This window comes from Catenuloplanes atrovinosus (assembly GCF_031458235.1).
Taxonomy (GTDB): domain Bacteria; phylum Actinomycetota; class Actinomycetes; order Mycobacteriales; family Micromonosporaceae; genus Catenuloplanes; species Catenuloplanes atrovinosus.
This window is the reverse complement of record NZ_JAVDYB010000001.1, coordinates 1,172,616-1,191,630: the sequence shown is the minus strand read 5'-3', so window position 1 is coordinate 1,191,630 and position 19,015 is coordinate 1,172,616. Positions and strand designations below refer to the sequence as shown.

The 19,015-nt window shown below is 73.6% G+C and carries 16 protein-coding genes; 13 read left to right on the top strand and 3 right to left on the bottom strand.

Going from position 1 to position 19,015, the window contains the following annotated elements:
* Nucleotides 1-75 precede the first annotated feature (75 nt).
* The 13 genes from J2S41_RS05175 (at nt 76) to J2S41_RS05115 (ending at nt 15,559) form a co-directional block, all read left to right on the top strand.
* On the top strand, nt 76-1,272 hold the full coding sequence (locus J2S41_RS05175) for a sensor histidine kinase (protein WP_310363690.1): 1,197 nt from the start codon (nt 76-78) through the stop codon (nt 1,270-1,272).
* Nucleotides 1,269-1,928, top strand: a complete 660-nt coding sequence (locus tag J2S41_RS05170) for a LuxR C-terminal-related transcriptional regulator (RefSeq protein ID WP_310363686.1) — start codon at nt 1,269-1,271, stop codon at nt 1,926-1,928. Before J2S41_RS05175 ends, J2S41_RS05170 begins: the two co-directional genes overlap by 4 nt.
* Nucleotides 1,925-2,590 carry a carbohydrate-binding protein gene (locus tag J2S41_RS05165; RefSeq protein ID WP_310363683.1) on the top strand — a complete coding sequence of 222 codons (666 nt, stop codon included), beginning with the start codon at nt 1,925-1,927 and terminating at the stop codon, nt 2,588-2,590. Before J2S41_RS05170 ends, J2S41_RS05165 begins: the two co-directional genes overlap by 4 nt.
* A gap of 105 nt (nt 2,591-2,695) precedes the next feature.
* Nucleotides 2,696-3,883 (top strand): cytochrome P450, encoded by a 1,188-nt coding sequence (locus J2S41_RS05160; RefSeq protein ID WP_310363681.1) that lies wholly within the window; start codon nt 2,696-2,698, stop codon nt 3,881-3,883.
* A 73-nt stretch (nt 3,884-3,956) separates the two neighbouring features.
* Nucleotides 3,957-4,349, top strand: a complete 393-nt coding sequence (locus tag J2S41_RS05155; protein ID WP_310363678.1) for a nuclear transport factor 2 family protein — start codon at nt 3,957-3,959, stop codon at nt 4,347-4,349.
* A 270-nt stretch (nt 4,350-4,619) separates the two neighbouring features.
* The gene (locus J2S41_RS05150; protein WP_310363676.1) at nt 4,620-6,698 is read left to right on the top strand and encodes a hypothetical protein; all 2,079 of its coding nucleotides are present in this window, start codon (nt 4,620-4,622) and stop codon (nt 6,696-6,698) included.
* 18 nt (nt 6,699-6,716) lie between these two features.
* The gene (locus J2S41_RS05145) at nt 6,717-10,754 is read left to right on the top strand and encodes a hypothetical protein (protein WP_310363673.1); all 4,038 of its coding nucleotides are present in this window, start codon (nt 6,717-6,719) and stop codon (nt 10,752-10,754) included.
* Nucleotides 10,755-10,772: 18 nt separating this feature from the next.
* Nucleotides 10,773-11,891, top strand: coding sequence for a CE1758 family FMN-dependent luciferase-like monooxygenase (locus tag J2S41_RS05140; RefSeq protein ID WP_310363669.1), 1,119 nt, complete (start codon nt 10,773-10,775; stop codon nt 11,889-11,891).
* 116 nt (nt 11,892-12,007) lie between these two features.
* Complete coding sequence (locus J2S41_RS05135; RefSeq protein WP_310363667.1) at nt 12,008-12,382, top strand: hypothetical protein; 375 nt, start codon at nt 12,008-12,010, stop codon at nt 12,380-12,382.
* Nucleotides 12,382-13,896, top strand: a complete 1,515-nt coding sequence (locus J2S41_RS05130; protein WP_310376293.1) for a sensor histidine kinase — start codon at nt 12,382-12,384, stop codon at nt 13,894-13,896. The genes J2S41_RS05135 and J2S41_RS05130 overlap by 1 nt, the downstream gene beginning before the upstream one ends.
* 235 nt (nt 13,897-14,131) lie before the next feature.
* Nucleotides 14,132-14,785 carry a response regulator gene (locus J2S41_RS05125; protein ID WP_310363664.1) on the top strand — a complete coding sequence of 218 codons (654 nt, stop codon included), beginning with the start codon at nt 14,132-14,134 and terminating at the stop codon, nt 14,783-14,785.
* A 10-nt stretch (nt 14,786-14,795) separates the two neighbouring features.
* Nucleotides 14,796-15,176, top strand: coding sequence for a VOC family protein (locus tag J2S41_RS05120; RefSeq protein WP_310363661.1), 381 nt, complete (start codon nt 14,796-14,798; stop codon nt 15,174-15,176).
* A complete protein-coding gene (locus J2S41_RS05115; RefSeq protein WP_310363659.1) occupies nt 15,173-15,559 on the top strand; it encodes a hypothetical protein in 387 nt (128 codons plus the stop codon). The genes J2S41_RS05120 and J2S41_RS05115 overlap by 4 nt, the downstream gene beginning before the upstream one ends.
* 20 nt (nt 15,560-15,579) lie before the next feature.
* On the opposite strand, the gene J2S41_RS05110 is transcribed toward J2S41_RS05115, so the two are convergent.
* The 3 genes from J2S41_RS05110 to J2S41_RS05100 form a co-directional block, all read right to left on the bottom strand.
* Entirely contained in the window at nt 15,580-16,617 is a 1,038-nt protein-coding gene (locus tag J2S41_RS05110; RefSeq protein WP_310363657.1) for a zf-HC2 domain-containing protein, read from the bottom strand.
* A 38-nt stretch (nt 16,618-16,655) separates the two neighbouring features.
* The gene (locus J2S41_RS05105) at nt 16,656-17,228 is read right to left on the bottom strand and encodes a sigma-70 family RNA polymerase sigma factor (RefSeq protein ID WP_310363655.1); all 573 of its coding nucleotides are present in this window, start codon (nt 17,226-17,228) and stop codon (nt 16,656-16,658) included.
* A 161-nt stretch (nt 17,229-17,389) separates the two neighbouring features.
* Nucleotides 17,390-18,934 (bottom strand): S8 family serine peptidase, encoded by a 1,545-nt coding sequence (locus tag J2S41_RS05100; protein ID WP_310363654.1) that lies wholly within the window; start codon nt 18,932-18,934, stop codon nt 17,390-17,392.
* Nucleotides 18,935-19,015 lie beyond the last annotated feature (81 nt).

Here is a 19,015-nt window from a genome sequence, read left to right as displayed (position 1 = left end):
GCCCCGACCCGATTTCGGTTACTGTGTGGGCCGCCCGCCAGGGCCGTTCTCCTTCACCAGGCGAGGGCCGCACCGTTGACCGAAACCGCTGACGGCCGCGTCGAGCCCGTCGTCGCGGCGGCGCTCGGACGCGCCGTTCTGCTGGGCCGGGCGCTGGTGACGGTGGCCACCGCCGCGGCCGGGCTGGCGGTCGCGGACGATCGTCCATACCGGCTGGTGGTTCTGATCGTGGTGCTGGTGGTGGCGTCCGCCGCGCAGATCGCGGTGCTCACCCGGTGGCCGCGCGTGGTCGCGCATCCGGTCGCGATCCTGGCCGCGGAGGCGGTGCTGCTGTTCGCGGTGCTGGCACTCAGCCGCGGCGGCGTGCCCTACTTCGTGCACGCGGCCGGGTCCGCCGCGCTGGCCGGCGTGCTGCTCGGCGCCGCCGCGTGGCCGCTGTGGACGGCGCAGGCGGCGCAGGGGTACGCGGTCTGCGTGACCATCCTGCGCGAGACCCGGCCGGACGCCGCGGTCGCGGTCTACCTGGTCGCGGCGCCGGTGGCGGGCGTGCTGGCCGGGGTGGCCGCCGCGATCGCGGCCCGCGCGCTGATCCGGCAGATGCGGCTGAACGTGATGCGGGTGGCGATCGCGCAGCGCGACGCGGCCGCGCTGGAACGCGCCCGGCTCGCCCGCGAGCTGCACGACTCGGTGGCGAAGACGCTGCGCGGCATGTCGCTGGCCGCGGTCGCGCTGCCCGGCTCGGTCCGCCGGCAGCCCGCGCTGGCCGAGCAGCTCGCCGGTGCGATCTCCGAGGGCGCCGCCGCGGCCAGCCTCCAGGCCCGTGAGCTGCTGGAGGGCCTGCGCCTGGACTCGCCGGACGAGGCGCTGGAGGTGACGCTGGACCGGCTCTGCGGCCGGTTCTCCGCCCGGACCGGCATCGACACCAGCGCGCAGGTGCACGTGACCGACCTGCCGGTGCCGGTCCGCTACGAGCTGACCCGGATCGCGCACGAGGCGCTGACCAACATCGAGCGGCACGCGAACGCCGGCCGGGTCACGGTCACGCTGGCGCTGACCCGGCGCGGGCGCGCGGTGACGCTCACGGTGCGCGACGACGGCGACGGGTTCACCATGCCGGCCGACCTGCTCACGCTGCAGGATCTCGGGCATCACGGGATCGTCGGCATGGCCGAGCGGGCCCGGACGATCGGCGGCGGCCTGGAGGTGGTCACCCGGCCGGGCCGGGGCACCAGCGTGCACGTCCAGGTGCCACTGGCAGGATCCACGACATGATCACGGTGGTCATCGTGGACGACAATCCGACGGTACGGGCGACGCTGCGCCCGCTGCTGGAGTCGGACGGCACGGTCGCGGTGGTGGCCGAGGCCGGCAACGGCCGCGCCGGGCTGCAGGCCGTGATCCGGCACCGGCCGCGCGTCACGCTGCTCGACTACCGCATGCCGGTCGCGGACGGCCTCTCCGTCATCACGGACATCTCCCGGCAGTCGAACGTGCTGGTCCTGACCGGTTCGGCGGAGCCGGAGCTGATCGCGCCGATGCTGCGCGGCGGCGCCCGCGGCTACCTGGTCTACGGCCAGTTCGACCCGCCGGACCTGCTGCGCGCGGTGCACGCGGTCGCGGCCGGTCAGGGCTGGCTGACGCCCACCGCCGCGTCCATCGCGGCCAGCGCGATGCGCGAGGCCTTCGCCCGGGAGCAGGAGGCCGCGGCGCGCGCGGAGCGGCAGCGCGCGGCCCGGAACGGTTTCCAGCTGACGGTACGGGAGCGTGAGGTGATGACGCTGCTGGCCGGCGGGCTGTCGAACGCGGCGATCGGGCAGCGGCTCGCGGTCAGCGAGAAGACCGTGAAGAACCACCTGAACAAGCTGTTCGCGAAGCTGGGCGTGACCAACCGGACCGAGGCCGTGGCGCGCTGGCAGGGGTGGCGATGAGCGTGGCGGGGCGCAGCTGGTGGTCGATCGGGTCGCTCGCCGCGGCCGTGCTGGCGACCACGCTGGCCGTACCGGCGCTGGTCTCCGACCCTGATCTTGATCTTGATGCTTCGGTCACGACGCCGTCCGCGCCCGCGGCGGTGCCGTCGTCACCGTCACCGTCGCCCAGCCCGTCGGCCGAGGACGGGTTCGGCCGCTCCCCCACGCCGTCACCGTCCCCGTCGCCGTCCACGCCGCCCTCGCCGTCCTCCGCCGCGCCGTCCTCCCCGGCGCCGCCCACGTTCCGGACCATCAGGATCGCGGCGACCGATCCGGCCAACGAGCGCTTCCGGGTGGAGGCGACCGAGTGCCCGACCTGCGCGTCCGGCAGCCGCATCCAGTACCTGGGGCAGGGGCAGGCGCTGACCGTGCACGTGCGTGGCGTGCCGGTGGCCGGCCGGCGGCAGCTGACCATCTACTACACCTGCGGCGGCGGCCCGCGCCCGCTGGACGTCATCGTCAACAACGGCGACAAGGTCTCGCTCTCGCTGGCCGGCAAGGACAGCTGGATCGACCCGGCCACCGTCACCATCCCGATCGACCTGCCGGTCGGCGACACCGAGATCCGCTTCTTCCACGCCACCCACTCCTCCGTCGACCTCGACCAATTCGTGATCGACTGAGTCGCCCCTTAGCGGTTCCTGAGTGGACAGTCAAGAATTGTAGTTGTTCGCACCGGCCGCGAGGATTCGTCCGTATCGTGACAGCTGATCCTCGCTGGGGGCCACGTGACCACCGTCTTCACCGATCCCGACCGCTACACGGACATGTACGCCTGGCATCGGGAGGTGGCGGAGCTGCGCATGCGGTCACCGATCCACCGGATCACGGCGGACGGGTTCGACCCGTTCTGGGCGGTGATCGGGCACGAGGAGGTCATGGAGGTCGAACGGCGGCCGGAGCTGTTCCAGAACGCGCCGCAGCCGTGGCTGATCAACCAGGCGGACCTGCGGGCGCAGCGCGAGGCGGGACCGGCGCCGCGCACGCTGATCCACATGGACGGCGCGGACCACGCGGCGTACCGGCGCCTCGGCAACGACTGGTTCCGGCCCGGGAGCCTGGCCCGGCTCCAGACGCGGCTGGACCGGCTCGCCCAGGACGCGCTCGACCGGCTGGCCGAGCTGGACGGGCGGTGCGACTTCGCGGTGGACGTCGCCATGCCGTACCCGCTGAAGGTGATCCTGGAGATCATGGGCCTGCCGGAGGAGGAGTATCCGCGGGTCATCGCGCTCACCCAGGACTTCTTCGCCCGGGACGGCGACGCGCAGGTGCTGCAGAACATGTTCGGCTACATGTACGCGCTGACCGCCGCGCGCCGGGCCGTCCCGACCGACGACCTGGCCAGCGCGGTCTCCAACGGCCTGGTCCACGGCGAGCCGATCCCGGAGGTGGAGGCGACCAGCTACCACATGATGGTGGCGACCGCGGGCTACGAGTCGACCGCCAAGGCGTTGACCGGCGGGCTGCACGCGCTGATCACGCACCCGGACCAGCTGGACCGGCTGCGGCGCAACCCGGAGCTGATCGACGGCGCGGTGGACGAGATGATCCGGTACGCCTCGCCGCTGCGGCACATGATGCGCACCGCGACCGCGGACACCGAGGTCGGCGGCACCCCGATCGCGGCCGGCGACTGGCTGCTGCTGTCCTACCCGGCCGCGAACCTCGACCCGAAGAAGTTCCCGGACCCGGTCGCGTTCGACGTGACGCGGCCGAACGCGGGCAGCCACCTCGCGTTCGGCTTCGGGCCGCACCACTGCCTCGGCGCCGCGCTGGCCAGGATGGAGATGCGCACGCTGTTCCGCGCGCTGATCCCCCGCCTCGCCGCGGTGAACCTGGCCGGCGACGCCGCGCTCACGGACACCACGTTCATCGGCGGCTTCAAGTCCCTGCCGATCACCTACCGCCTGTCCTGACCGCCGGCTGCGCCCCCGGGTGGTACATCCTGGCCCCGGCGGGTGGGCGACGGGCCGGGTTAGCGTCGTCGGCATGGACAACCCCGTGGTGATGCGCCTGGTCAAGGCGCTCAACGACCATGATCTCGACGCGGTGGCCGCGTGTTTCGGTGAGGACTTCTCGGCGGAGTGGCCCGCGCATCCCGCGCGCTCCTTCGACGGGCCGGCGCAGGTGCGCCGCAACTGGGAGGTGATCTTCGCGCAGTCCCCGGACATCCAGGTGTCGATCACGCGCGCGGTGGAGGCCGGCGACGAGGTGTGGGGCGAGTGGCACTACGCCAACGCCGGTGGCCAGGAGCTGCGCGGCGTCATCATCGTCACGGTCCGCGACGGCCTGATCCGGCACTCCCGGTTCTACATGGAGGCGGTCGACTCGCCGGGCGCCGGCGTGCCCGGCGGTCCGCGCATCGCCCGCGACACGCGCTGACCGGACGGGTGGGTGCGGTGGGCCGGGAACCCGGCGTCACCGCCGCCGCCCGCGAAGCGCCCCGGCCGGCGGGGGGATGAGCCGGCCGGGGCGCCGGCGTCCCCGCTCCGGAACCGGAACGGGGGACCCGGTGGTCCTCGCTTTCGGGGACTGACGAACTCCCCGGCCGCCCTGGCAGGGTCGATCCACCGGACAGTCCGGTACGGCGAGCCCGCGGCCGGACGGTGAGGCGCCCGCCCGGATCCGCTGAGCCAGGGTGAGGAGACCGACGTGGGCCTGATTCCGATCTGCGACGATCTCCTGCTGCCGGCCGGGGACGGCCAGGTCATCTTCCGGAGCGATCGGGCCGGGGGGATCCCGGACGGGCTGCTGGCCGCGCTGCGCGCGTGGGCCGACCCGCCGGCCGGCGTGACCGTGCTGGTCTCCACGACGGACGTCACCTCGGTCCGGCTGCGTGAGCAGCTCCGCCGCAACGTCGGCCAGGGCGTCGACGTGCTGGTCAAGGTGTTCGATCCGGGACCGCTGACCGCGGTCGACGACCCGGGCGTGCTGCGGCAGGCGATGGAGTACCTCGGCGTGGCGGTCAGCCGGCCGGTACGGGACGCGGACGGCGTTCCGGAGCGGCTGGCCCCGCCGGAGGTGGAGGCGCAGCGCGCGGGACTGGCCGCGCTGCGGGAGCGGCCGGACGGGTCCCCGCTGGAGCGGCTGTCGGGATGGCGCGCCCACGCGTCGGCGGCCTCGACCGGCGCCACGCTGGCCGCGGTGCCGGAGGTGCTGTTCGGCTCCGTGATCAGCGCCCCGGACTCGCCGGTGCCGGTCACACCGGCCCGGGTGGCGGACCTGCTCGGCGGGACCTTCCAGCCGATCGACCCGGCCGGGCTGGCGGCGCACCTGACCTCGGGGCGCGCCTCGGCCGCGCTGGTCCAGGGCTGGGTGCCGGAGACCGGCAGGCAGACCGCGACGTGGCTGATCACCGGGCCGGACGGGACCCCGGTGTGGGTGCCGGAGTACGACCGCGGGTTCGTGCCGTTCGACGTGGACGGCGCGGTGGACGCGTACACCAGGGCGGCGGAGCGGCACGCCACCGCGCTGCTGCTCGATCCGGCCGGCAGGCCGTACACCCCACCCACCCCGGAGCCCGCGCCGCCGGCGCCCGCGCGGCTGGCCGTCAACACCCGCGCCGAGGGCCGCGCGGTCCTGGTCGGCCCGTGGGCGGGGCGGTCCGGCCGCAAGGGGACGCTGCTGGACGCGGCCGCCGCCTTCGACGGGCCGGTCATCCTGGTGGACGTCCGCCACTCCGCCCTCCGGGGCAGGCTCACCGCGGAACTCCGCGGCGACCTGCACGAGACGCTGCGCCGGTACACGGACCCGCCGGTGGTGCTGGCCACCGCCGCCAACGACGAGCTGACCGCGATCGTCGAGCAGTACGGGGGCACGTCGGTCCAGCCGCTGACGCAGTCGGCCGGCCTGGACGACGAACTGGTCTGGGAACTGCGCGGTGGCGCGGCCACCGAGCGGTACGCCACGCCGACCAGCGACATGATCCACCGGGCGCTCCAGGTCGCCGCGGCGCCCGACACGAGCACGCCGGCCGTCGTGCGTGACCTGCTCGCCGTCCACACCTGGGCCGCGGCCGAGACGCACTACCGCGCGCACGCCGAGCGGTTGCGGGCACCGGAGCATGCCGCGCACCTCAACCGGTTGCTCGCGGCGTCCGAGCGGCGCGCCGCATCGACGCCGCACCCGGCCACGGTCTATCCGGACCGTGTGCTGCCGGCGGTCGAGGTCCTGCTCCGGACCGCCGGGCGGGTGACGGACGGCGCGGGCTCGGTCGCCGAACCCCAGAACGTGTTCGTCACCGAGGTGACCGCGCCGCACACCGGGCCGGTGACCGCGGAGTTCCTGCTCGGCTACCTGACCAACCGCCCGCTGACGCCGGCGCTGCACGGCGGCGCGATGCCGGCCGGGCCGTACGCGACCGGGCTGCTCTGGCTGCGCGAGCTGATCCAGGCCACGGTCAGCCCGGCGGCCGGCCTCTCCGTGGCGGACACGCTGGCGATCATGCGGGGCAAGGGCGAGTTCGACGGCGAGCGTGCGGCCCGCGGGCCACGCGACCCCGAGATCCTGCGCGCCCACGCCACCATCGCCGCGCGTGCGTTCGACATCGTCCACGCCTCCCCGGACGCCCCCGCCGCCGACCACGACGCGCTGCTCGACGCGCTGGACTGCCTGACCGGCGAGGACCGCACCGCCTGGGCGCACATCATCTGGGACGTGCTGACGCCCGCCGCCCCGGAGCGTAAGGGCCGGCTCGATGCCCTGTTGACCAAGATCGCGACCTGCCACTGATCCTCGCCGGGAGACCCGATGCCTGCGCTCACCGACTGCCTGAGCTCCGTCCAGGTCGTACCGTCCGGCCTGTTCCTCGCCCTGGACTCGCACCACGAGATCCCGGCGTGGGCACGTCAGGCCGAGCGGGTCGACGGCCTCGTCCAGGTGCACTTCGGTGACGGCGCGCTGGGCGCGCTGAACATCGGCGCCGTGCTGCACGAGCAGGGCAGCGCGGGCGGGCGGATGGTGGAGGTGCTCGCCGGCGACACCGCGGCCACGATCACCCGGGACGCCCTGGACCGGCGGGGCGCGGCGCACGGGCTCTACCTCGACGTGCAGGGGCGCCGAGACCTGCTGACCGAGGGCGACGACCGGGTCCTCCCGATCGACGCCCGGCACCGGGTCACCAGCCCGGAGTTCGCCACCGGTGTCCGGATCGTCCCGGAGCGGCATCTGCTGGACCGCGAGCACGAGCGGCCGGCCACCGATCCCGCGATCGCGGCCCACTACGAGCCGATGCACGGGCAGATCCGGCACCTCGGCGACGCGGAGACGCATCTCGGGCTGCCCGCCGAGGTGGTGAACGGCCGGCACGGCGGGCTGACCGCGCTGCCCGCGCCGACCGGCATGATCAGCTCGGCGATCAGCCACGACGACCTCATCCGCCAGCTCGACGCCATGACCACCGGCGAGCGGCGGATCCTCGTCGTCACGGTGGACGGCGAGGCGAGACCTCGGCGGTATCTGGTGATCCGGGACGCGGACGGGCTGTCCGTGCTGCGCGGCCACGGGACCACCGTGGCCGCCGGGCCGCTGCCCCGCCGGTTCCGCTCGGTGCGGATCGAGACGACGGGGCTGACGGAACCGGTGTCCACGGCACCGGCGCCGGACCAGCGCCTGCACCGCGCGGTGCCGATCGAGCTGGCCGCGGAGTACACCGCGACCGAGATGATGCGCGCGACGGCCAAGCAGCACATCGATTTCGGCCTGGCGCTGGTCAAGGGCCTCGACACCCTGCTGCACCAGGACTTCGTCAACAAGGAGAGCCTCACCACGCTCGGACTCATCAAGGCTGAGATCACCAAGGTGCGCCACGCGACCGAACGGCTCCGGAAGGCGCACGCGGCGTTCGACGACGACACCGTGTGGCGCATCGACGAGGCGTCCGGGCGCCGCCGGGATGGTCTGCACCGCGCGCTGTCCGCCGGCCTCGAGGACCTGACCACGCTCAGCGAGACGGTCACGCAGCTCACCCAGGCGGCCATCGACGACAGGGTCGTGAAGGCGGTCGTCTCCGGCGAACAGAGCTCGCTGCGGGACCGGGCCGAGACCGCGCTGACCTACGCCATGGCGGTGCTGAACATCGGCGCGGGAGCGGCGATGCCCACCGGCGTCGCGGCGGCGCCCGCCCTGCTGGGCGTCGGCACCACCGCCACCACGCAGCTCGCACTGAAGGCGATCGAGATCTGGCAGCGGCACGAGTACACCGGCACGCACTCGATCGGCGAGGCCCTGAACCGGCACGACGCGGACCCCACGTTGATGGCCAAGCAGATCATCGCGTCGTACAAGCGGGGTTTCGAGCTGGTCATGGCGCTCGCCGGCGTGGGTGGCGCCTACTTCGTGGGCTGGCCGATCATCTCGGCCGGCGTCACCCAGGTGGTCAACGGCTACCTCGACAACATGCTGGAGCGGACCCTTCACCGGGTCGAGGCGAACAACGGTGCCACGGTCCTCAACAAGAAGCTTCTCGAGGACATGCTCCAGGAGGCGTACGACAAGATCCTGGAGAAGGTCAAGAGCCCGGAGACCTGGAAGACCGCCGACGACGCGATCAAGGGCAATCCGGAGTGGTTCGCCGTGGGCGGGATCGCGACCGAGGTGGTGATGGCCTCGCTGGTGCGCCTGATCACCGCGGTGATGCCGCCGAAGCCTCTCGACCAGATCACCGGCGACAACCTCCGTGGCCTGATCATGGGCGTGGTCGACCAGCCCACGTCCGGCATCACCCCGGCACCGACCACCGACGCCACCGATTTCACCCGGATGCCCGCGACCGTGGCCGGAGTCGACCACCTCGGCCGGCGCGTGGAACGGTACGCGCCGCTGCCGTCCACCGAGCGGACGGCACGGGTCGCGGTCCGCGTCCAGGAGACGTTGATCTGGGGCGACCTGGACGTCGCCACGCGCGGCTTCACCCCGGTGCGGCCGGACCAGTCGGCCTTCGTCCCGCAGCACGAGTGGCTGAGGCGCGCGGTCGGCCCCGACCACTACACCATCGCCGGTGGCGTCACGGTCCGCGGTGCCTGGTACCGGCCGCCGTTCACCGAGCCCGGCAGCTCCGAACACGTCGGCGGTTTCCGCCCGTACCTGTTCATCTCGGATCAGGGCGTGTGGGAGTGGGCGCACCCGATGAGCCCGACCTCCGGCATGGACAGTGACGAGTACAACCTGCACCAGGTGTTCTCCGCCCACGAGGACTGGATCAGGGAGTTCTCCTGGGAGCCCCCGGCGGTCCTGGCGGTCGACTTCGCCAGCAGGCAGCACACGCTCGACGACCCCGCCCACCCGCCGGTCCACGACCGGTGGGCCCTCCGGCAGTTCGCCGTGCACGCCGCGCAGCGCGCGCTGCACCTGGCCGAGGTCCACAACGCCGGCACCGGACTGCTGAAGGTGCGCATCGAGGGCGGCGGCCACCGCAGCGTCCGCACGCGGGGAAACGCGGCGAGCACCGCGCAGCTGCGCGCCGAATCGGTACGCGACGAATTGCGCAGGCTGATCAAGGAGGAGTTGGACCGGCACCGGGCGACCGACCGGCCGATCCCGGACGTCGAGAGTCTCTTCACCGACCCGTCCGTGACCCGGCCCGGGGACGCCGACTCGGTCTCCCCGCTGGGGCACCGCGACCACCTCACCCAGGCGATGGAACGGCAGACGCTGGTCTGGCTGGAACCGATCGGCCCGGCGGCGGCCATCGCCACGCCACCCACCGCCGTCCAGGTGCACGCGCCGGCTTCCTGGCTGGTCAGCGCCACGCAGAGCCTGCTCCGGCCCGACGGCGCGCAGAACCTGATCGTTCTGACGCCCGGGACGGACCTCACCCGCGTCAGCATGCCGAAAGGGCTGCTCGCCGCCGCCCGGGCCCGGCCGCACACGCCTGTCGTGCTGCTCGACCAGGTGAAGGACGGCGAGGCGGTCACGGCGCAGCGGAACCGGCTGGCGCTGCTGCTGGAGCAGTTCAGCGCGGACCGGACCACGGTCGTCACGGTCGTCCCGGCCGGCCTCGACGCCGGCACGAAGAACCTGATCGGCCGGTACGGCGGCGCCGTCATCCACCCGGTGGTGTCCGGCGGGTCCGGCTTCGATCTCGACAAGAGATACGCCGTCTCGGCGTCCAGGACCCAGTCCTCCGGCCGGGTCGATCTCGGCGAGCGCCCCGCGGCCAGCTCGGAGATCACCGCCGAGATGTTCGACGAAGCGGTGCGGCTGGCCGATCCGACCGAGGCGGTCGCCCAGGTCGAGCCGGCCTTCGGCGCCTGGATGTTCGGTCCCGCCACCGTGCGCGAACGGTACAAGCGGCTGCAGGCCGCACAGGAGTCGATCGACACCGAGGTGAACCGGCGGCGGATCGCGCAGATGCGGGAACGGCTGGCGGACGATCAGTCCGTGGCGGTGCTCGAGCAGCTGCTCGAATTCGGCGTGCGGAACGATCTGGTGCCGCGCTTCGTCGAGACGTCGGCGACGGCGCGCCCGGCGACGTTGATCAAGGAGTTCCTGGAGGACGTCGACAATGTCGACAAGCTGGTCGGACTGTCGGCCGCGGTCGCGGTCGGCGCGGACGAGGCGACGCGGTACTCGGCCGACGACTTCACCCGCGGGGTCCTGGACCGGCTGAAGGCGATCATCAGCGGCGGCGAGCTGACCGAAGCGCGGACGTTCGTCGAGGCCCACCGGAACAGGCTCGACGGCGATCAGAAGACCGCGTGGGCCAAGGCCGTCAGCGACCTCGCGGCAGGGATGCCGGAGCGGCGCGCGCAGCTGGAGGCGTTGTCGAACCTGGTGCTCACGTGCTGACCGGTCAGGAGGTCCATCGTGGAGTTCGGGCTGTACAGCATCGGCGACCGCACGCCCGACCCGGTCACCGGCCGCGCGCCGGGCGAGGGTGAGCGGCTGGCCGCGATCGGTGCCATCGCGGTGCGGGCCGAGCGGGCCGGGTTCGACGTGTTCGCGGTCGGCGAGCACCACCACCGGCCGTACGCGGTCTCCGCGCCGGTGGCGCTGCTGGGCTGGCTGGCGGCGCGGACCGAGCGGATCGTGCTGTCCACCGCGGCCACCCTGATCACCACCGCCGACCCGGTACGGCTGGCCGAGGACTACGCGACGCTCCAGCACCTGGCCGGCGGGCGGCTGGACGTGATGCTCGGGCGCGGCCTGCACCCCGGCGTGTACGCCTGGTTCGGCCGGGACCTCGACGACGGCTACGAGCTGGCGGCGGAGAACTACGGCCTGCTGCGCCGGCTGTGGGACGAGGAGGAGGTGGACTGGTCCGGCCGGTTCCGCACGCCGTTGACCGGATTCACCGCGGTCCCGCGCCCGCGCGACGGCGTCCCGCCGTTCGTCTGGCACGGCACCACGCGCAGCCCGGAGACCGCGGAGCTGGCCGCCCGGTACGGCGACGGCCTGTTCGCCAACCACAGCTTCTGGCCGCCCGCGCACACCCGCCGGCTGGTGGCGCACTTCCGCGAGCGCTACGCCGCGGCCGGGCACGGTCCGGCCGAGGCGGCGCCGGTCGGCCTGGGCGGGCAGGTCTTCGTGCGCCCGCGCAGCCAGGACGCGGTGCGGGAGTTCCGGCCGTACTTCGACGCCGCGCCGGTCTACGGCCGCGGGCCCTCGCTGGAGGAGTACCAGCTCACCACGCCGCTTGCCGTGGGCAGCCCGCAGCAGGTGATCGACCGCGTGCTCGGCTTCCGCGAGTACGCTGGCGACTACCGCCGTCAGCTGTTCCTGATCGACCACGCCGGCCTGCCGCTCTCCACCGTGCTGGAACAGATCGACCTGATCGGCGCGGAGATCCTCCCCGTCCTCCGCCGGGAGACGCGCCCCGCACCACCCACGGCACCGGCAGGGAGGCCGCCCGCGGCCGACCGGTGCCCGCGGGAGCATGCGGACCTCAGCCCGCCGGAAGCGGGTAAATCATGGTCTTCTGTCTGATCGGCCGATGGCACTTTCGTACCACCGCATCGCGGTGAAGATCCGTCGATACGCTGACGAATCGGCGCCGGAATCTCGGGAGGCTGGAGACATCCCACCGAGATCGAGGAGTTGTCATGCGGAAGAAGATCGGAATCGCGGTCGCGATCGTGCTCGTGGTGCTGTGCGCCGGCGTCGGGTGGCTCGGGTGGAACGGCTACAACATCGGCCGGCAGATCGTCGAGGCGGGCGTCACGCAGGAGCAGTTCGACGCGCAGAAGGAGGGCACGCCGGAGAGCCAGGTGCGGGCCGCGCTGCCCGAGCCGCTCCGCGACGTCAAGGACGAGGACCTGTACGGCGACGACCCGGGTAAGCAGGGCATGCCGGCCGGCGCGTCGTGCGTCTACTACACGGTGAAGCCGCTGTCCGAGGGCGCGGAGCAGCCGATGTGGCGGTTCTGCTTCGTGGACGGCGCGCTCGCGGAGAAGAGCCGGATTACTGTCGCCGAGTGATGGACATGCAGTCGAGGTGGCCACGGCCCGCCTTTCTCGCCTACGAGGCCGGCCTCGCACTGATCCTCACCGCCACCGCCGTCGGGATGCCCGGGGTGACCCGGATCCCGCTGCCGGTGGCGGTGGCGGTGCTGGTCGGGTGCGTGGACGTGGTGCTGGTGCTGGTGCGCCGGCGGTACCCGGTGACCGCGCTGGTCCTGGCGGCCCTGCTCACGGCGGTGAGCGGCCAGGCCGGCGTGGTCCTGATGTTCGCGCTCAGCGTCTCGGCCGGGCTGCGCGTGCGCAGCGGCCCGCGGGTGACCGGCGCGTTCCTCGCGGTGCTGGTGATCACGCTGCTCGGCGACCTCCGCAACAGCGAGCCCGGCGTGGTGCAGGCCCTGTTCTCGCTGGTCACATTCGTGATGCTCTACGCGCTCCCGGCGATCGTGGCCCGGATGACCGCGCAGCGCCGCCAGTTGCTGTCGCTGATGCGCGAGCGCACGCTGCACCTGGAGGAGCAGCAGAAGACCATGGCCGAGCGGGTACGGGTGCGCGAGGCCAGCCGCATCGCGCGGGAGATGCACGACTCGCTCGGTCACCGGCTCACGCTCATCTCGCTGTACAGCGGCGCGCTGCAGGCCGCACCGGACCAGGTGCGCACGTCGGACACGCTGAAGCTGCTGCACGGCACGTCCATGCAGGCGATGGACGAGCTGCGGCAGATCCTGGCCGTGCTGCGCGACGGCGGCCCGGACGACGCCGAGTCCGCACCGGCCCGGCTCGCGGACGCGGACGCGCTGGTCGAGGGCGCGCGGGCCGCGGGTGCCCGGATCACGCTGCGCCGGGAGGGCGAGCCGGTGCCGCTGCATCCACTGATCGACCACGCGGCCTACCGGACGCTGCAGGAGGGCGTGACGAACGCGCTCCGGCACGCGCGCGGCGGAGAGATCACGCTGGCGCTGCGGTACGAACCGGACGCGCTGGTCGCCGAGGTGGTCAACACGCCCGGCCAGCCGAGCGGCGTACCGAGCAGCGGGCAGGGCCTGCACGGGCTCGGCGAGCGGGTACGGCTGACCGGCGGCGTCCTCTACCACGGCCGGGAACTGGACGGCGGCTTCCGGATCGCGGCCACGCTGCCGCTGACGCCACAGGCGCCCACCACGCCGGGCCCGGTCGCGGACGTGCAGACCGAATTCCGCCGGGCGGACCGGTCCCGCCGCCTGGGCTGGGCACTGATCGCGGTCGGCGTCAGCACGGTGCTGGCGCTCTGCGTGGGCACCGCCTGGACGTCGGTGGCCACGTACATGGTCGGCCGGGACACCTACGACGACATCGCGATCGGCACGCCGGAGCCGGAGGTCCGCGCGCGGCTGCCGGAGCCGACCGCCGCGATCGTCGACACGAACCCGCCACCCGGTCTCACCTGCGTCTCCTACCAGGCGCGGTTCACGTTGCGTGCGGACTCGTTCTTCGGCCGGTACCGTTTCTGTTTCCGCGACGGTGCGCTGGTGTCGAAGGAGATGCTGGACCAATGAGAACGCCTCGCCCGGCTGGAGCGGCATGAGCGAGCTTGCGAGCGAATCATCAGCTCAGCGCCGACCACACGGACACCGCGGCATGGAGGACTACGCGGCATGAGCGAGCTCGCGAGCGAATCAGCTCGGCGACCACACGGACACCGCGGCATGGAGGACTACGCGGCATGAGCGAGCTCGCGAGCGAATCAGCTCGGCGACCACACGGACACCGCGGCATGCGGGATTACGCGGCATGAGCCTGCTGCGCGTCGTGATCGCCGATGACGACGAGTTGACCCGGGGCGGCATCCGGCTGGTGCTGGGCGCGCTCCCGGGCGTGGAGGTGGTCGCGGAGGCGGGGAACGGGCGGGAGGCCCGGTCCGCGGTCGACCGGTTCAAGCCGGACGTGGTGCTGATGGACATCCGCATGCCGGTGGTGGACGGGCTGGCGGCGCTGCGCGCCATCACCGGGCCCACCCGCGTGATCATGCTGACCACGTTCGGCGAGGAGCAGTACATCGACGAGGCGCTCGCGAACGGCGCGGCCGGGTTCGTGCTGAAGAGCTCCGCGGCCGAGGAACTGGGCCCCGCGCTGAAGGCGGCCGCGGCCGGCGAGATGTTCCTGTCCCCGCCGGTCACCCGGCACGCGGTCACCCGGCTGCGCGGCCTCGGCACGGCACCGTCCTCGGACGCCGGCGCCCGGCTGGCCGCGGCCGACCTCAGCGAGCGGGAGGCCGAGGTGCTGCGGCTGCTGGCCCGCGGCCTGTCCAACACCGCGATCAGCGAGAAACTGGTCATCTCGGAGAGCACGGTCAAGACGCACGTCAGCCGGATCCTGCTCAAACTGGAGTGCGAGAACCGCGTACAGGCCGCGCTGCTGGCCACCCAGGCCGGGCTGCTCCACTAGGCTGCGGGTCATGCATCGCAGCCGGCTGTCCACCTGGCTCATCGACGTGCCCCGCGCGGACGCGGACCGGGCCGCGACGTTCTGGTCCCGGGCGCTCGGCGTGCCGGCGCGGCCCGGCACCGACGAGCCGCAGTTCACCTCGCTGCCCGGCGCGCTGCCGGACCTGTCGCTGGCGGTCCAGGCCGTGGACGACGCGCCGCGGTACCACCTGGACATCGAGACCGACGACCTCGACGCGGAGACCGCGCGGCTGATCGGGCTCGGCGCCGTGGAGGTCGACCGCTGGCTGGACTGCCGCATCCTGCGCGCGCCCGGCGGTCACCTGCTGTGCGTGATCCCGCTGCACAGCGACCCCGAGGTGTTCGCCCGGCTCGCCACCGTCTGGGAGTGACCGCGTTGTTCGAGGACCTGCTGGAGATGCCGCTGCGGCACGGCCAGCCGCACCACGTGGACCTCCGGGTCAGCCGGGACTTCTTCGACGGTACGGACGAGTTGCCCGCGGTGCGCGCCGAGTTCGAGGCGGAGCGGGACCGGCTGGCCGCGCAGGTCACCGCGCGGTACGGCGAGCCGGTCCGGAGGAGCCTGGAGGCGTACTTCGCGGACGACCTGCCCGACGAGCCGGGGCGGGAGCTGTTCGAGCATTTGACCACGTGGTTCTTCGAGGTCGACCTGTGGGTGATCGGCGACCGTGGCCTGGTGCTGGAGGTCGGTCACGCGGACCGGGAACTGCCGTTGCAGCTCATGGTGGTGGTCGGCGACCTGAGCCGGCCGTGAGCGGCGGGCCGCTCACAGCGTCAGCGTGGGGTCGGGGTGGCGCCGGAGATCAGCGCGGTGATGATCGGGCCGCCGTCGGCGAGCGCGACCGTGAACGAGGCGAGCGTGTCGGCCGGGGCGGGCAGGCGGCCCTCGACGTCGTGCACGCCGGGACGCGCGGCCCAGTCGCGGATCACGAACGTCTCACCGCTGCGGCCGGCCGCGTAGAGCCGGTACGGCGTACCGGGCTGAAGGCCGCTGACCGTGGCGCGGACGATCTCGCCGTCCGTGGGCGTCTCGATGATGGAGACCGCCAGCGTGACGCCGGAGCCCTCCGCCTCCGCGATCGTGACCAGCGCGGGATCGCCCGGCGTGGACGGGTCGCCGCCGCGCAGGAACACCACGGACAGCCCGGCCACGACGACCAGCAGCACGGCCGCGGCGGCGGTCACCACGGTACGGCGCCGGCGCCGGGACGACGGACGGTTGTCGGCGGGGCGGCTCGGCGCGTCCGCCCGCCCCCTGGGGCGGGGTGCGGCCGGGGTCTCACCGCGCGTCGCGGTGTCACCCGCCGGTATCCCGCGGTCCGGGGTCCCGCCGACCGGGATGCCGGCGGCCGGCGTCCCGTTCTCCGGAGAGTCGCGGGCCGGCGTTCCGCTTGACGGGACATGGTGGCCCGGCGTGCCGCTGGCCGGAAGGTCGTGGCCCGGCGTGCCGCTGGCCGGAAGGTCGCGGGCCGGCGTGCCGCTTGACGGGACATGGTGGGCCGGCGTGCCGCTGGCCGGGAGGTCGCCCGGCGAGGGCTCGCGGGCCGGACCGTCCTGATCGGACGGGGCCGCGCGGGGCGCGGTGGCCGGGATCGGCGCGAGCGGGTCGTCGGTGCCGACCGCGGTCAGGAACGCGTGGATGTCGTCGTCGCTGAACTGGCCCAGGCCGCTCGTGGTCGGGCCCAGGTCCATCGCCTCGTCCAGGCAGCGGTCGCAGCCGGCCAGGTGTCGCTCGAAGTCGGCGCGCTCACGCTCCGGCAGCGCACCGAGAAGATAGAGCGCCAGCGCGGCATGCTGGTGATCGTCACCCATGTGCGCCGCGCCTCCCCTCGCGCCCTCCTGCCCCGTGGTCATTCCGGCTCCACCGAGCCGACGGCCGACCGCATGGACCGCACCGCGTAGTAGGCACGCGATTTCACTGTACCCTCCGGTATGCCGAGCCTGGCCGCCGCTTCCGCGGTGGACGCGCCCCGGAAGTACACCTCGATCAGGACCGCCCGGTGGTCCGGGCTGAGCTGCTCCAGCGCCTGCCGGACGATGTGCCCGGCGACCATCCCGTCGACCGCGTCGCTCGGCTCCGGCAGCCGGGAGATGTCGGCCAGCACGATCTCCGGCGGGCGGGCCTTGCGGGCGCGGGCCGCGTCGATCGCCACGTTGCGCGCCACCGTGAACAGCCAGGGCGCCACCCGGGCGGTGTCCCGCGGCAGCACGTCGATGTTGCGCCAGGCGCGCAGCATCGCCTCCTGGAGCAGGTCCTCCGCGAGGTCCTGGTCGCCGAGCGTGAGCCGGGTGAGGAAGCGGAGCACCGGCCCGGAGTGCGCCTCGTGGATGAGGCGCATGCGCTCCTCCGGCGACAGCTCCGCGGCGTCCGGCCCGGGGTCTTCGTCGTGCGCGGCCGGCACCGGTGCCTCCTGACCGCTCACGGCGTGGCCCCGGTGCACCGCACCGAAAACTCGGTCACGAGGTGACTCCCATGTGGTGGGTAACCGTCCGTCCTCCAGAACGCGGCCAAATCTACGGCAGGCGAAGGGCTCCGGTGCACCGGGTGCGGCCACCCGCCGCGGCCCGGCCACCGCCGGCGCGGTCATCGGACCGGCACCTCCGCCTCGTACGGCTCGCTGACCGGCCCCTGCGCCCAGCGGCGGGCGCGGAGCACCAGCAGCGCCACGGCGGCGAGCATGATGAGCACCACAATCACCATCGCGATCACGGCGCCCAGGCCGATGCCCGGGTCGGACGCGGCCGGTGGCGTGACCACCTCGCCCTCGACGACCGCGCTGACCGCGGCGACCGGGTTGATCAGGCCCCAGCCGTACCCGTCGTCGTCGGTCTCCATCCGGTCCGCGGTGACCTCGATCCGGTGCTTGACCTGGGCGGCGTTCAGCCCGGGGTGGGCGGCGCGGACCAGCGCGGCCTGGCCCGCGACGAAGGCGACCGCGTACTGCGGGCCGCTGGTGGTGATGGTGCCGCTGCCGTTGACGCCGAGCGTGGCCACGCCGATGCCGGGCGCCACCACGTCCGCGGACGCGCCCTCCTCGCCCGCGAGCGCGCCGTCCGCGTCCACCGCGCCGACCGTGATCAGCGCGCCGTCCGCGCCCTTCGCGGGCTCCGGCAGCGGCGTCGCGGTGGCGGGCACCACCACCAGTACGTCGTGGGTGAGCGCGTTGGAGATCGCGGCGGAGACCAGCGGGTCGCCCGGGTCGACGTGCGTGCCGACCGCGATGACGCCGGCGCCGGCGGAGACCGCCACCTCGATCGCGGTGGCCTCCTCGGCCGGGTCCGCGGGCCCGCCGTCACCGACCACGCGGATGGGCAGGATGGTGGCGTCCGGCGCCAGGCCGGACGGCGTGTCGGGCTGGTCGGACGCGCCCGCGATGATCGCGGCCATGCCGGTGCCGCTGCCCAGGCAGTCGGAGTCGCCGTTGCCGTCGCCGGCCGTGATGTCCGCGCCGGCGATCACCCGGCCGCTGAGTTGAGGGAGGCTGGCGTCCACTCCGGAGTCGACGACGGCCACGATGACGCCGTTGCCGCGCGTGGTCTCCCAGGCGCCCTCCGGGGCGAGCCTCTGCTGCGCCCAGGTCGACTCCGCGGCGGCCGGGCCGGTGACGCCGCAGTCCTGGGACGGCGGGGCAGGCGGCGCCTCGGGCGTGGCGGGCGTCGGCGGTGCGGCGGCCGGCGGCGCGGGCTGCTGAACCGGCGGTTCCGGCCGCGCCGGCGTGGTCTGCTGCCGGGTCGGCGGCGGCGACGCGGACGGCGTCGGGGACGGCGACGCGGTGCCCGGGAGCAGCCCGTACCGGACGCCGTCGCCGTAGGCGTCCCACGGCAGCACCAGCGACCAGCCCTCGCGCAGCGCCTTCGGGTCGGTCAGCGTGCCGCCCCCGGGCTGCCGCCGGCCCGAGTTCAATGTGAAGATCTCGGTCGACCGGGAGCCGTCGCCGAGGAACCGCACCGCGATCTCGGTCAGGTTCTCCGGCTCGTCCCGGTAGGACCCGGCGACTGTGTAGTACTTCACGTACTGCTCCGCCGCCGGGGCCGCGGAGGCACCGGCGACCGCGGTCAGCTGGGCCGCTCCACAGGCCAGCAACAGCCCGATGAGCAGCCGGTACAGGGCTCGATCCGTCCTCGGCACCGGAACTCTCCTCCACAACGCCGCACCTGCCCGGGTCTCCGTCGCCCCGACTACGGTTCGCCGGTCCGACCCGTTCAACGC